This window comes from Nonlabens marinus S1-08, assembly GCF_000831385.1.
GTDB lineage: Bacteria > Bacteroidota > Bacteroidia > Flavobacteriales > Flavobacteriaceae > Nonlabens > Nonlabens marinus.
Window position 1 is genome coordinate 2,500,098 of record NZ_AP014548.1, and the last position, 14,686, is coordinate 2,514,783.

Consider the following 14,686-nt stretch of genomic DNA (forward strand, 5'->3'; position numbering starts at 1 on the left):
GAACAATCGAGAGTTATTTAAAAGTTGCACTCATCAGCACTTGTAAAGAGGTCTCGACTGCGCCCGATCAGACATTGGAGTTTTTGGAAACGGTAGTAAAGTTAGCAATCAGACAGCGCCACATTCACGGCCAATCCTCCAGTGCTCGTTTCTTTGTATTTAGAATTCATGTCTTGTGCAGTTTGCCACATGGTTTCTATGACTTTATCCAGAGGAACTTTAGCGTTTTTGGCATCCGTATCTAGTGCCATCTCGCATGCATTGATAGCTTTAATAGCACCCATCGCATTTCTTTCAATACATGGCACCTGAACCAAACCACCTATGGGATCACAGGTCAATCCTAGATGATGCTCCATAGCAATTTCACTAGCCATTAGCACCTGTGCAGGTGTACCGCCCATAAGTTCAGTAAGTGCTCCTGCTGCCATGGCACTGCTCACTCCTATTTCTGCCTGGCAACCACCCATTGCGGCGCTGATAGTAGCTCCTTTTTTGAATAGTGCCCCTATCTCACCAGCCACAAGTAAGAATTTTTTGATATCCTGGAAGTCAGCATCGTGATTTTCAATAGTTAGATAATACATCAAAACGGCAGGAATAACTCCAGCACTTCCATTAGTTGGCGCTGTTACTACTCTTCCTAAAGATGCGTTGACCTCGTTAACCGCCAGTGCATAGCAAGAAACCCATTTAAGTATTTCTCTGAATTTAACTTCCGTACCACGTATAGCGTCAATCCATTCTTCCTTATTGGAATACTCAGCACCTTTTTTGAGACGCTGGTGTGTATCAAAAGCTCTACGTCTTACATTGAGTCCGCCAGGTAGAATTCCTTCAGTATGGCAGCCTATGTACATGGAGTCGAGCATCACGTCCCAAATATCTTTGAGTCCAGCGTCAATGGCTTCTGGCGAATTGAGATATTCCTCGTTTTCCAGTACAATTTCAGAAACCGCTTTATTTTCCCGATCGCAATATGCCTGCAATTCTTTAGCATTGTTTACAGGTCTTGGGAAACATTCAAAAATAGCGCGTTGCTTAGCCGCACGTTTACGCTCCTTTTGAACAAAGAATCCGCCGCCAATGCTGAAATAGGTTTCAAATAGAGTCTTCCCATCATTTAAAACCGCTTTAAAGCGCATGCCGTTAGGGTGAAACGGTAAAAAGTTTTTATGAAACTTGATCTGGGTAGCTGGATCAAAGGAGATCAGGTGAACACCATCCAACTGTAATAGTTTTTGATTGGTAATATATTCGCATACTTCCGGAATTTCTGCGATGTCACAGGTTTGAGGATCTGCATTAGTCAATCCCATAATTACCGCTATATCCGTAGCGTGGCCTTTACCTGTTAAGGACAGTGAGCCGTATAGATCCACTTCAATGGACTGTACATGTTCTAACCAATTTTTATCTCGCAGTTTTCCTAGAAATGCTCTTGCGGCACGCCAGGGTCCAAGCGTATGGGAACTGGATGGCCCTACTCCAATTTTGAGCATGTCAAACACGCTGATGGCTTCTATTTTCTTTTTAGGTTCCGACATAGAAAGGTTGTCAATTTTGCGGTGACAAATATAGGTTTTGTGAAAGAACTTTATCTCGACACTTTGATAAACACAGGGCGACGCTCTCGCTCGATATTGGTTGATAAAAATTGTATTTATCTAGATACTGAGGAAAAGGTCTCAATAAAATCAAAATGAAAGCCGGTTCGTGCGGCAGTACAGAATGAGCGGGTTATGGTATTGAATCTTTCTGTAGATGTTCCAATTCTAGCTTGCAATATTTTGAACTATTAATCTGCTAATTTCTCTATTGCAGAATCTGGAAGAAGTTCGCTTTCGCGAAAGCGGAATAGAATTTACACCTATTATAAAACCAATGGATGACTACTAGTGACAGATTGGTTTAAAAGAAGCACTGTTTATAGACTACTAAATGACAACTTTTCTAGGATTCTGACAGCTTGTCATTTGGATTGTGGTGGCACAAACATTGACTTTAGGTAAGCGTAATAGAAAATAAAATTGCTAACTAAAATATAGTATAATGAGTAAAATAATTGGAATTGACTTAGGTACGACCAACAGCTGTGTTTCCGTAATGGAAGGAAGCGAGCCAGTGGTAATACCTAATGCAGAAGGGAAACGCACGACTCCATCTGTTATCGCTTTCGTTGAAGGTGGTGAGATTAAAGTGGGTGACCCTGCAAAAAGACAAGCAGTGACGAACCCGACTAAAACGGTTGCGTCTATCAAAAGATTTATGGGTAACAAATTCAGCGAGGTTTCTAATGAGGCTGACCGTGTTCCTTATAAAGTAGTAAAAGGTGATAACAATACGCCACGTGTAGATATTGATGGTCGTTTGTATACACCACAAGAATTAAGTGCTATGATTCTTCAGAAAATGAAGAAAACGGCAGAAGATTACCTAGGACAAGAAGTAACTGGAGCAGTAATTACAGTACCAGCTTACTTTAACGATTCTCAACGTCAAGCCACTAAGGAAGCTGGTGAGATCGCAGGATTGAAAGTAGAGCGTATTATCAATGAGCCTACTGCTGCGGCACTAGCTTATGGAATGGATAAAAAAGATACAGATCAGAAGATCGTTGTATTTGACTTTGGTGGTGGAACGCATGACGTTTCTATCTTAGAATTGGGTGACGGTGTATTTGAAGTACTAGCTACTGATGGTGACACGCACTTAGGTGGTGATGATGTAGATGAAAAGATCATCGACTGGTTGGCTGATGAATTTAAGTCGGCTGAAGACATCGACCTGCGTAAAGACCCAATGGCGTTGCAACGTTTGAAAGAAGCTGCTGAAAAAGCAAAAATTGAGCTCTCATCCAGCGCACAAACTGAGATCAACTTACCATATGTAACGGCAACCGCTAGCGGACCTAAGCACTTGGTTAAGACTTTGACCAAATCTAAATTTGATCAATTGATTTCTGACTTAGTAAAAAGAACGATTGAGCCATGTGAGAAAGCATTGAAAGCTGCGGGATTGTCTAAGAGCGATATCGATGAGATCATCCTAGTAGGTGGATCTACTCGTATCCCAGCTGTACAAGAGGCTGTGGAGAACTTCTTCGGTAAGAAGCCTTCTAAAGGTGTAAACCCTGATGAGGTAGTTGCCGTAGGTGCAGCGATCCAAGGTGGTGTATTGACTGGAGATGTGAAGGATGTATTGTTACTAGATGTAACTCCGCTTTCTTTAGGTATCGAGACTATGGGTAATGTGATGACCAAATTGATTGAGGCTAACACAACGATCCCAACTAAGAAGTCACAAGTATTCTCTACCGCAGCTGATAACCAGCCAAGTGTTGAGATCCACGTACTGCAAGGAGAACGCGCCATGGCGCCAGATAACAAGACGATTGGAAGATTCCACTTGTCAGATATTCCACCAGCACGTCGTGGAACACCACAAATCGAGGTAACCTTTGACATTGATGCTAACGGTATCATCAAAGTAAGTGCTGAAGATAAGGCGACTGGTAAGAAGCAAGATATTCGTATCGAGGCATCTTCAGGACTAAGCGAGGAAGAAATCGAGAGAATGAAGCAAGATGCAGCTGCTAACGCAGATGCAGATAAGAAAGCTAAAGAAACAGCTGATAAACTGAACAGTGCAGATCAAATGATCTTCCAGACTGAGCAGCAGTTAGAAGAATTTGGCGATAAGCTTCCAGAAGATAAGAAAGCTCCTATTCAAGAAGCGCTGAATGAATTGAAAGCAGCTTATGAAACTAAGGAAGTTGAAAAGATCGATCCAGCACTAGAAAAACTGAACACCGTTTGGACAGCAGCTAGTGAAGAGATGTACAAAGCACAAGCAGATGCTCAAGGTGGACAACCTGGGCCAGACGCAGGCGCTGAGGCTTCCAGCGATGCTGATACTAGCGATGTGGAAGATGTAGATTTTGAGGAAGTGAAGTAAGTGAGATAGTAACGGCGCAGCCGTTGCGTAATCGAACTTATCCCAAACAAGCCCTAGCGCAGATTTGGGATCTCTATAAAGTAAGAAAGACTCTGATTTGTTTCAGGGTCTTTTTTTGTATTATCAGTTTTAAAATAGTTTTTTCATTTGCTAAAGTAATATTAACGAGCTGCACCCTATAATGTATTTAGGAGCAATTTCAATTTTGTAATTTTAGAGTTTATGCAAACCACCCTCCACTACTTCTTGCACTTTGGCGCGCCATTTTTTATCGCCTATCTGTTTTTCAAGAACGATTGGAAAAAAGCGTATTTGATTCTGCTAGCCACGATGCTGGTCGATCTAGATCATTTACTAGCCACGCCGATTTTTGAGGCTGATCGATGCAGTATCAATTTTCACCCGCTTCATACCTACTGGGCAATGATCGTTTACGTTGCTTTCTTGTTTTTGAACAAAACATTACGAATCATAGGTATCGGTTTACTTTTTCACATGATTACAGATGCAATAGATTGTATGATGACATGAAATTTTGAAAAAAGCTGCTGGAAGGCCTTATTTATAGCGGGTATAGCCTAAAGAATTTTAGAGTAGTAAATTAAAAGGTTCGGTTTTAAGGGAAGCTTACAAGCAATCTTGAAGTAATGCAGTTCACCCCCAATCGACTAGTCAATCATACTTCGTTTATCGACTGATAATTAGTTAAATAATTTTTCTAGAAATTCTTTATTTAGAATTCAAATAATTCATCAATTCCGATTCTTTATTGATTTCTAATTTCTTATAAATATTTCTAAAATGAGTTTTAACGGTGTGGATGGATATGTTGAGAGTATCAGCAATTTCTTGACGGCTATGACCTTTTGAGAATAAACTGGTGATCTTGTTTTCAGTATCAGTTAAGGTCTCTAACCTGTGCAAATAAGTTTGATCAAAGATCGTTTCTTGTACTTGACTTTTTGCGCACCTCACGATACCTCGAACACCATCTATAGCTAATGGGGATGCATAAACGATGCCCGTGGATACTGTAGGTTCACCTTTTTCATTATACCTCGCATAACTACTGTATTCTACTACTGAAGTAATTTTACCGGTGCCGCTGTGCTTGAGCTTATAATAAATTTCAAAAATAGCTTCTTTGCGTTCTTGAATACCTAGACCTTGATAACACTCCTGCATTTGTGGAAAAACATGTAAGGACAGTGCCTTAAAATCTTCCTCAATCATAATTTTTGGTAGAATATCAACCCCAGATTGTTTGAAGTCTTTCACTTGTTTACCTGTAAATTGATGACAATTTACCCCAACATGCACATATTTTAACTCGCTTAAATTCAAGGCGTAGCATAGAGAGTTGCTGTACATAGGGCCTTTAGTAATCTCCTGAAATCGCTCGATAAATTCCTCCAGACTTTCGTCAGGTTCTCCTTCACGATTGCGCAATACTTTTTTATGTGCCTCAAGTGCAGTATTCATATGGGGTTGTAATAAGCAAGTACCTTGAGGGGGAACGGGCACTACTCAAAATTAAGCAATTCAAATGAGAAGTTGAACTATTCATCGATGATGTCATTAAGTTAATTCGGTTTTTCACGAGTTCGCTTTCGCGAAAGCGAAACAAACCAACACCTCTTCTATTATTGATTTTATTGTATACATAACAATGCACCATAACATTACCTTTGCAGCATGAGCGACCCAATTAAAAACCAACAAGAAATTCTAGACAAACTGGGTATTGAACAGTTGAACGATATGCAACAAGCTAGCGCTGTTGCTATCCAACAGAATAAAGAGATAGTACTTCTATCGCCCACTGGAACTGGTAAAACGCTGGCTTTTTTACTGCCTCTAGTAGCATCACTGAATCCGGAAGTTGATCAAGTTCAAGCTCTAATCCTAGTTCCATCCAGAGAACTAGCCATTCAAATTGAACAAGTGTTGAGAGAAATGGGAACCGGCTTTAAAGTCAATGCAGTGTATGGTGGTAGATCTGGAGCGGGAGATAAAGTGTTACTAGCAACTCCACCGGCTATCTTGATAGGTACTCCTGGTCGTGTAGCGGACCATTTGAGACGCGGAAACTTTAAAACCACAGCGCTCAAAACTTTAGTCTTGGATGAATTTGACAAATCACTTGAAACAGGTTTTGAAGCTGAGATGAGAGAAATAGCAGAAAACTTGCGACATCTCACTCATAAAATCTTAACCTCTGCAACGCAAAAAGTGGGGATTCCTCCTTTTATGCAAATGCACCACCCGAAACGTTTGAATTTTTTGTCAGATGTGGAAGAAACTAAGCTCAAATTAAAAATAGTAGTTGCACCAACTGAGGACAAGTTACCCACTCTACACAACTTATTAGCAGCAACAGGAACAGGACGTGGTATCATATTCTGTAACCTAAAAGATACTATTGCAGATGTGAGCGATTACCTATACGATAGAGAATTTCCGCATTCTGTTTTCTATGGTGGACTGGAGCAAATAGATCGCGAGCGGGCCCTGATAAAATTTCGCAATGGGACGCATCGTGTCTTGTTAGCAACAGACCTTGCAGCGCGTGGAATCGATGTTCCAGACCTAGATTTTATTATTCACTACCAATTGCCTTATAAGCGCGAGGAATTCATTCATAGGAATGGAAGAACCGCAAGAATGCATGCTACCGGCACTGCATTTATCCTGAGGCACCAGCAACAAGAACTTCCTGAGTTCATTGAAAATGCTGAGGTGATTCAAATTCCCCATGTCAAAAAAATGCCTCAAGAGCAACAATGGGAAACCCTATATATTTCAGGTGGTAGAAAGGACAAAATATCTAAAGGTGATATCGCTGGCCTTTTCTTAAAACAAGGAAACCTTCAAAAGGAAGAGTTAGGTATTATCGAATTAAAGCAGGATTGCTCTTTTGTAGCGGTACCTTATAACAAGGCTTTTGAATTGATCAACACACTCAACAACAGCCGAATTAAAAAACGTAAACTAAGAATCAGCCTTTTAGAACTATAATATTATGAGTGAAACCACACCTCCTACCCCAGCAAACGATGATTTGCGGCAGCAAGAATTTCTAGTGAAACACGTATTTTACGATTTAGAAAATAAGAATGAAGGTCTTGAGGCGGACAAAAACTACTTCAGCGAGAATGATTTTGCTTCCATCTTACTGCGTGCAGAACATTATGGCATCGCCCTTTCTAACATGGAAGCCTACCATGAATTGAAATTATACGGTACGGATAATCATGAGGTGTACCGTAAAAAAGCAACCCATCCACAATGGTACAAATCTGCCTTTGGAAAGTTTAAACGCGCTCAGAAGGGCATGTTGTATAGAGCCACATTCAAAGTTTCACAAAAATTGCTGGATAGAAAGGAGTAATAATTACTTCCGATAAATTTGTTTAGTAATAAAAAAACTCCGTTTCCAAACAAATATTTGAAAACGGAGTTCCTTGTAGAGTAAGTAATTCTAGTAATCGTTACCTAGCTGATCTTTATACTCTTTGCGAAGAGAACTTACTCCATTAAGTCCTCCTAGTACCGCAACAATGACTCCTAGAATTAAGGCAATCGACACGTATAAAGCTGCTTTTGCTATTCCTTGCGCTGCATCTTCTGTCTGGTCAACGACCTCTTCCTTTGTCTTTTTTAAATAAACCTGCGCATCATCTACAACTTCCTCATAGCTTTCTACATAGTTATCTACCATATTTGAAGCTTCTTCCTTAGAAAGGTTAGAACGATTTACAATTACGTTTGTAAGTGCTTCTTTATCTAAGGCATCTAAAGAATTAGCAAACTCATTTTCTGCTTTTTGAAAAACTTTATCCACCTCTTCATCAAGCGTCGTTGGATCTTTAACGGCTTGTACAGCCTGATCTTCAGTTGCGTTAGCAAGATCCTCGGCTTGGGATTCCAAACGTTGTGGGTCTAAAGCCTCCTTCTCCGTATCTCTTAATAAAGCATAAAACTCAGATTTAGCCTCTTGCCAATTGACATCACCCACTTCAACATCCTGATTATCAGTTGAAGTATTTTGAGAAACTAGACTGTTTCCTACTTCCACAGCTGTTTTAGTAATAATACTTCCAACTCCAGAAATTACATTTCCAACTGCTGAAAAAACAACTAAATAAGAAAGAATACAATACAGCGCCCATGTTAGAAAGCCCTGCATAACGCCACCTTTGTTTGAAAAAGAAACACCAACTCTTGCAGCTACCCTTGCACCTATAAAGATGGCAATCAGGTTAGAAAGAATCCACCATATGATGGCTCCCGTTCCGACACCGCTTAAAGCATTTCCTTCTTCTGTAGGTTCAATGGTGCTGAACCCTACGGCTATACCGATGAGGTTTAATAATAATAAGATTGCAAACACAGTGGTCAGACCACCTGCTATAGCGCGCCATGAGATGGCTTTTTTCGGTAAAGAGCCGAATTGGGGTAATTTTTTATCATTGTCCATAATTTTGTTTTTTAAAAATAGTTAGTAGTTATGATTAAGGATTTGATTGACTTATACTATAAGTTTTCAAACTCCTTTTTAAGTTCTTCCTTAGTCTTTCCAATTTTTTTCTGTAAGCCACCTAATATTTCTTCAAACTTTCCTTCTGAATAATTCAGGTCATCATCGGTAAGTTGAGCATACTTACTCTTTACCTTTCCTTACCTTTCCTTTTACTTCTTTCCATCTACCTTCTAGTTGATCTGTATTCATAAAATTATAGTTTATAATTACTTATTAGATCAAAAATAAATATTATCTATAGGAATATTCTTAATAAAATATAAATCCTTACTTTTTAGTGGGTAAAACCTAAAGTAGAAAAAGCTGTTCTTTATGAGTAAAATGAGAACAAAACGATGAAAAAAACGCTGAAATTGATTCTTGAAATAGTACCTATTTTGAGAACCTACTGAATTTTAGGCATAAAGTAATTACTAAATAAAGTAGGAGAATAAGTATCCTATTTTAATCAAAATGCACCACTCTCAGATGTCTGATGTCTGAAGTTGCTCAACCATGAAATAAAAATGAGAAGAATTGATAAGATGCGATTTTGTGATTACAAACTGACATTACTTAATAGAATTATAAAATTTTAAATTTAATTAAGACAGTAACATCGTTATTAAGAACTATTGTGTTATCGTTTGTTAAAAAGTTTATTTAAAATCACTATTTCCTTAAATTAGAAAGGTAATCTTAAAACTATCTATTATGAGTATTGTAAAAGTGATTGAAGTGCTAGCCACTTCCGATAAAAGTTTTGATGAAGCAACCAGAAACGCAGTGAAGGAAGCTTCTAAAAGCGTAAAAAATATAAAATCAATCTATGTTAAAGAAATGCACGCTAATGTAACCGATAACAATATCGTGTCTTTCGCGGTAAATGCTAAAATTTCTTTTGAAATAGAGAGCTAAAACATATTTATGATAATGGGGAAACGATTTTTAGAATTGTTTCCCCATTTTTTTATTTAAGAAAACTTGGTTTCCATTCAATAAGACATTTCCAAAAAACTTCATTCATAATTCTGTGAATGGATGATCCGTGAATAATCACGGCTTAAGATTTAAAACCTTCAGAAAACACAGAAGACAACTTGTGTATTAAGGCTTTGATGTTTACTTCAAATTTTAAAAATCGACCTAAAAGCAGTAATAGAAACTATTTTTCTAAATTATTATCTCATAAAACCCTAATCACTTCGATTTTTACAGATAACTCGATTTTATCTTCCTAATATTCGTATGATCATTTAGAATTGACCCTATGGCTTATTCATTATGAATCGGCATGAAAACTAAGTGTCTGCTCACAGAATTAAGGAGTCATTTTAAATGGGTCAGTCCAATTATGAATTCTTGAGAGTAACGCTTTCGCGAAAGCGTACTCTTTTCAAAATCAATCTATAATTACTTTATGAGCGGTATTGCCCTGGTCTGATTGCACCGTCACAATATATGCTCCGGTAGCCATTCCTGAATATTGTAATTTCATGTCGCTAGAGTCACCCATAGCTTCCCATTTCATCACTTGTTGTCCTAACATGTTAGTCAAGTAAACCTGATCAATGGCGCTGTTTGTAGTATTCAATACTTGAATGTAATCTTGAGAAACTGGTTTGAAAACCTGTAATCCGTCGTTAGTTTGAGCCACATCATCTGCTCCAAGTGTGGCTGATTTTTCAAAAGTGATAAAAAACCTATTCTTATAACGTCCTTTGAATAAGAAACTGCTTTCAAAATTACCATTCAATAAATCAGTAAAAGTACCTTCTGTTTGATCGTACAAGAATATCTGTTGACCTTCAGGTAAATTTTCTAAGTCATCAATGGTAATCTTTATAGTTCCATTATCTCTCATTTTGACAGCTAGAGGTAGCCTGGTGGTTTCTTGGATTTGATCCACACCTTGGATGATGTAATTTTCATTTCCTATCATCCATGCCATGTCATCAAACTGCTCTCCATACTGGAGCCCGTCATATCCATGATCGTAATCTAGAGAAGCGTTAGGATCAACTGTAAGCAACAATTGTCTATGTATCAAATTAGGAGAGTCAAACCCTAAGCGGATTTTAACTCGATTGTCTGGTTCATCAAAATAACGACTGGCGGTTTGACTGGAACTTCCTGGCGCTGCAGTGAATACACTCTCACCACCACCTATGGTTTTAAAATCACGCTGAGAATTTCTAAATTTTATCTGTCCATCGCTAATTCCTGTTACAAAGAAACCTTGAGCCACAGGAATATAGCGCTCAGGTAGTTTTACAGGGACACCACCATTATTCACTAATGGGTGAGCTGTACCGTAGGTAGCATTTCCCACGCCTCCAGAAAGATTGTAGGTAGCATAACCTCCTTGGTATTCTTTCAAGATATGGCTACCACCTCCCCAGTGCTCCCAGAAGTAAAGAGTACCGTCCAATTCTGGATTATCTAATAAAAACTGTCTTGCATCAATGGCACTTGCATAAGGGTTTCCTACTAGATAATCGTTTCCTGCATTGATCGGTAAATTGATATTACCATTATTAGGTACACCTTCAAACGTATAATTTTGATACCCGTCATCTGAGTGTGTTCCTTTCATGGTCCAACCTTCACCTGCCTGATTTGTTCCATCAGGTCCTAAATATTGCCAGTTAGAGTATGAACCACTAGCCAGATTGCCATACTTATACAGCCATCTTCCTGAAATGGTAGCAGCTTCAGCATCTGTTGCCGGTTTACCATCAGCTACATTTTGACCAGTAAATGATAATTCGAGTGGATTTGAAGCCGCTGTACCATCCCTCAATACTCCTCTAATCGAATAGGTAGTATTAGGCGCACTTCCACTACTGCTTACTGGTGATGACCAGTAATTATAGTTAAAGCCATCGCTAGTTCCTTTTTGATCGCGCTCGATATACCCATCTGTTCCCATGACCAGATCACTATTTGTAGTCTGCACAAGTTGAGAATCATCTTGTAAATCAATAAACCCGTCCAATTGCAAGCGGTGGGTTACAGTGAGTCCATGATCATTTCTAACCCTTAATCGACTACCGCTCATCATTTCAAGCCCTAACAAGGTTACATCTTCATTTACAAGATTTACGTTGTTTTCAATTCTTACAATATTCCAGTCAATTTTTACAGTTTGCCCATTGATAACACGACTATAACCTGGAAGAAACATTTCATCACCATTTTCCCATCTCCCTTCACGATCCCATCTTCCATTAGTTGCACTCACGTATGGTAGCGGAGCGGTTTGTGTTTGAATTTGAAAATTCTCAGGGCTTTTCAAACTTCCTCTATGCCCCTTACCTGAAGCATCATTTAAATGAGTTCCTATATAGGTATTCATATCAAAGTAAGCTTCTAGGTTGTCCCAGTTGATTCCTGTAAGATCATTTTTAGATACGTCTGTTGGAATTACTGCACCTTTGATCCCTGATCCATCTGGAAGCAACTCCTGATTCATAACAAATCTCAACTGATCTAAAGTCAAGGCTACAGAAAAGATGCGTACCTCATCAATCTTACCATTAAAAGTATCGCTTATTGAGTTTTTATCAATATAACGAGATCCTATTGAAAATTTATTCGTGTTGGCTGCTGGAGCCGCCATGTTCTGATTGCGATCTAAAAAGCCATCGATGTATAAACGACCTGACCCACCTGTATAAGTAAAAGCCACATAGGTCCAGACATTGTTATTTAATAACGTATTTGAAGTAATAATTTCAGATCCATTGAAACGCATACCGATGCGGTTGTCGTTTGTCATAAAAAACTGATATCCATCAGCTCCACCAGCTCTTTTAGAAACAATGGTGCGGTCTGAGTTGGTTAAATTGGGCCCTTTAGATAACACCCAGGCAGAAACAGTGAACTCGTTACCTAAATCCAACTCATCGTCCATGGCTATAAAATCATTAGCACCATCAAATTCAATGTGTCTGGAAGAAATTACCTCATGAGCAACACCAAACTTTACATATTTGACACCATCAAAGTCATATTTACATTCTTGTAAGGATCCATTACCTTTTAAGAATATAGTTTCAACATTAGTAGAGAAGTTTTCGTCATCAGCGACAATCATAACATAAGCATCATTACCAGTCAAGGCAGGAAGAGAGGTCAAGCCTGATGTTTCCACTGATACTTTAACTTCTGGAATGTCATTACCTGCTTGTGAAATTTCTTTAAACTTCCAGGTACGTTCTGATACATCAGTAAACGTGGTAATTACAGAAGCTCCTAATCCAACTTCTAAAGGTTCTGGCAGTGCTTGTAATGTAGAAGGTGTGCTTCCCCACATCAAGAAATCTCCATCTGATTCAAAACTATTCCCGTTAAGCCCGTTGGTTGCAGCAATTTCACCTAGTCCAATGGTAAGAAACGTATTAGGGTCAACACTTTTAGCCTGTTTCTGATGTAACAAGGAGCAATCATCACGGCCTATACCGGTAACATTGTAAGTATATCCTGCATCAATAGACGCATTCCACAATGCATTCCCAGCGGAGTCAAAATAAGCTCCTGGTACGTGAGGCAAGCCTATTTCTGGAACCGGAAATAATCCTAACGTAATGCCATATTTTACAGCAAGATACGACTCTATACGAGCACGGTCTAGGTCTGACTTTCTGGTAGAGAAACTCATTATTTCCATGATGTCCCCAGTAAAACTAGGACCGAAGAATTCTGATCTACCCAACCAATACCTGGAGTTCAATATTTCTTTAAACGTAGTTAAATTCTCCTCCTGCATTAATGCTGGATCTAGTGTTACTCCTAGATTGACACCATCCAAATATAAATTCATAGCAGAACCATCTGAATTAATACGCGCGTTAAAAATAACAGGACGGTCATAAACCAAAGTAGGATGTATTATTGCTTTCCCATAGCTTCCAGAAGCTCCTTGATTGTAAGCAGCGATATCAGGAGACGTTCCATATCTTGAGCTTGTGTCGTTAATAGAAATTCCAGTTACATCCTCTGAGCCGATATCTTCCAAATAGTAATCTCCCATAAAAACATCCTCAGTAGGTCTTTGTGAAGAAATCGTCCCTGTAGGGTTAATAACTATGTATATGTCCTGATTGTAAAAACCAGACTTACCATACATCGCTTTACTACCGTCAAAAGATACTACAGGATTAAAATTGACATTATTAGTGGCATTGTCATAGTAAATAGGTCGTTCCGCTCCTGATGAAGTGGCACTAGTCCATTCCGTACTAATATTTGATGTTGGATTCAAGGAAGATATATTTGTCCATTGATCAACAGGATCTCCATCACTCATACCAGCTAGAGTTCTTGTATTGAGCCACAATTCCAAATTTTGTCCAATTCCAAGACCACAATCTGAATAATTTTTCTCTTGAATTGGTGATCCCGTAATTACAAAATTGTCAATTGCTAAACCATCCGCATTATTATTATTGTAATTATCTGAAGCAAAGTATACCCTAAATTGAACTTGACTTTGATTATCGAACCCTTGAGAAGGAAGGTCTATAGAAGAGGTTTCCCATCCTGAAGTATCATAAGTCCAACCACCCAATTGAATGTTGTTCCCATATTCATCCACACCATCTAAGACTCCATTTGCACGTGATGGATACCAGTTTACAGCTATATCATTTTCTTTTCCTAACACATGCCAATTGACTCCATCATTGGTATATTCTATTTTAAAACCTTCATATCCATTGCCGTACATGTCTAAAAAATACTCAAAAGAAAAGTTGAGTTTGTCATAGCCAGTCAAATCGATCACTGGAGAAGTGAGATATGTGACCATATTTGGTTCATACGTACGTCCAGCCCTCGATTGTGTTATGAAAATGTAAGACCCTGTACGACCAAACGATCCATTATCGCTACCAATAGACCAGCTACCTCTATTCGTGGTGTATGTCCAATAACTATCTCCAGAGTAATCGGTAAAATCTGCATTGAAAACCGTGGTCTGTCCCATACAATAGAGACTAAATAATGACCAAAATAAAAGAAATAAATAGAAGCGTAAATTTTGTAGAGTTGATCGCATTTATACTGGTAAAGGGGTTCCTACAATTTTAACCCTACAAGATATCCTAGCCAGTAAAATCAATGATAAATAGAAACGTATGATCAGTGAATTTTTTATAACAATCTTGTTTACAGTAACTTAACAATAAAAAGAATATTATCATT

9 protein-coding genes and 1 pseudogene are annotated in these 14,686 nt (G+C 38.6%); 5 read left to right on the forward strand and 5 right to left on the reverse strand.

All coding sequences use genetic code 11. From position 1 onward, the window contains the following. Window positions 1-101: 101 nt before the first annotated feature. Window positions 102-1,547: an L-serine ammonia-lyase gene (locus NMS_RS11445; RefSeq protein WP_041496894.1), complete on the reverse strand. Its 1,446-nt coding sequence runs from the start codon at window positions 1,545-1,547 to the stop codon at window positions 102-104. 505 nt (window positions 1,548-2,052) lie between these two features. Between NMS_RS11445 and dnaK the strand changes: the two genes are divergently transcribed. Both dnaK and NMS_RS11455 read left to right on the forward strand, forming a co-directional pair. Next, window positions 2,053-3,957 carry a molecular chaperone DnaK gene (gene dnaK / locus NMS_RS11450; protein ID WP_041496895.1) on the forward strand — a complete coding sequence of 635 codons (1,905 nt, stop codon included), beginning with the start codon at window positions 2,053-2,055 and terminating at the stop codon, window positions 3,955-3,957. 222 nt (window positions 3,958-4,179) lie between these two features. Continuing rightward, the gene (locus tag NMS_RS11455) at window positions 4,180-4,488 is read left to right on the forward strand and encodes a DUF6122 family protein (protein WP_041496896.1); all 309 of its coding nucleotides are present in this window, start codon (window positions 4,180-4,182) and stop codon (window positions 4,486-4,488) included. Window positions 4,489-4,686: 198 nt separating this feature from the next. Here the strand turns inward: NMS_RS11455 and NMS_RS13555 are convergent, their stop codons facing one another. Beyond that, window positions 4,687-5,439, reverse strand: a complete 753-nt coding sequence (locus NMS_RS13555) for a helix-turn-helix transcriptional regulator (protein ID WP_052476942.1) — start codon at window positions 5,437-5,439, stop codon at window positions 4,687-4,689. Window positions 5,440-5,652: 213 nt separating this feature from the next. Here NMS_RS13555 and NMS_RS11465 point away from each other — a divergent pair, with 213 nt between their 5' ends. Beyond that, the gene (locus tag NMS_RS11465; RefSeq protein ID WP_041496898.1) at window positions 5,653-6,975 is read left to right on the forward strand and encodes a DEAD/DEAH box helicase; all 1,323 of its coding nucleotides are present in this window, start codon (window positions 5,653-5,655) and stop codon (window positions 6,973-6,975) included. A 4-nt stretch (window positions 6,976-6,979) separates the two neighbouring features. Continuing rightward, window positions 6,980-7,348 (forward strand): hypothetical protein, encoded by a 369-nt coding sequence (locus NMS_RS11470; protein ID WP_231862391.1) that lies wholly within the window; start codon window positions 6,980-6,982, stop codon window positions 7,346-7,348. 90 nt (window positions 7,349-7,438) lie between these two features. Here the strand turns inward: NMS_RS11470 and NMS_RS13560 are convergent, their stop codons facing one another. Both NMS_RS13560 and NMS_RS14045 read right to left on the reverse strand, forming a co-directional pair. Beyond that, window positions 7,439-8,437 carry a hypothetical protein gene (locus NMS_RS13560; protein WP_052476944.1) on the reverse strand — a complete coding sequence of 333 codons (999 nt, stop codon included), beginning with the start codon at window positions 8,435-8,437 and terminating at the stop codon, window positions 7,439-7,441. A 56-nt stretch (window positions 8,438-8,493) separates the two neighbouring features. Then, window positions 8,494-8,689, reverse strand: a pseudogene (locus tag NMS_RS14045) (CsbD family protein). A gap of 504 nt (window positions 8,690-9,193) precedes the next feature. Between NMS_RS14045 and NMS_RS11480 the strand changes: the two are divergent. Next, entirely contained in the window at window positions 9,194-9,397 is a 204-nt protein-coding gene (locus tag NMS_RS11480; protein WP_041496899.1) for a dodecin family protein, read from the forward strand. A gap of 484 nt (window positions 9,398-9,881) precedes the next feature. On the opposite strand, the gene NMS_RS11485 is transcribed toward NMS_RS11480, so the two are convergent. Next, window positions 9,882-14,468 carry a LamG-like jellyroll fold domain-containing protein gene (locus NMS_RS11485; protein WP_052476946.1) on the reverse strand — a complete coding sequence of 1,529 codons (4,587 nt, stop codon included), beginning with the start codon at window positions 14,466-14,468 and terminating at the stop codon, window positions 9,882-9,884. Between the last annotated feature and the right edge of the window lie 218 nt (window positions 14,469-14,686).

Bases quoted from the DNA above. Each gene is read 5' to 3' on its own strand.
- NMS_RS13560 (WP_052476944.1), bottom strand. From the start codon at position 8,437: ATGGACAATGATAAAAAATTACCCCAATTCGGCTCTTTACCGAAAAAA.
- dnaK (WP_041496895.1), top strand. From the start codon at position 2,053: ATGAGTAAAATAATTGGAATTGACTTAGGTACGACCAACAGCTGTGTT.
- NMS_RS11480 (WP_041496899.1), top strand. From the start codon at position 9,194: ATGAGTATTGTAAAAGTGATTGAAGTGCTAGCCACTTCCGATAAAAGT.
- NMS_RS11445 (WP_041496894.1), bottom strand. From the start codon at position 1,547: ATGTCGGAACCTAAAAAGAAAATAGAAGCCATCAGCGTGTTTGACATG.
- NMS_RS13555 (WP_052476942.1), bottom strand. From the start codon at position 5,439: ATGAATACTGCACTTGAGGCACATAAAAAAGTATTGCGCAATCGTGAA.
- NMS_RS11455 (WP_041496896.1), top strand. From the start codon at position 4,180: ATGCAAACCACCCTCCACTACTTCTTGCACTTTGGCGCGCCATTTTTT.
- NMS_RS11465 (WP_041496898.1), top strand. From the start codon at position 5,653: ATGAGCGACCCAATTAAAAACCAACAAGAAATTCTAGACAAACTGGGT.
- NMS_RS11485 (WP_052476946.1), bottom strand. From the start codon at position 14,468: ATGGGACAGACCACGGTTTTCAATGCAGATTTTACCGATTACTCTGGA.
- NMS_RS11470 (WP_231862391.1), top strand. From the start codon at position 6,980: ATGAGTGAAACCACACCTCCTACCCCAGCAAACGATGATTTGCGGCAG.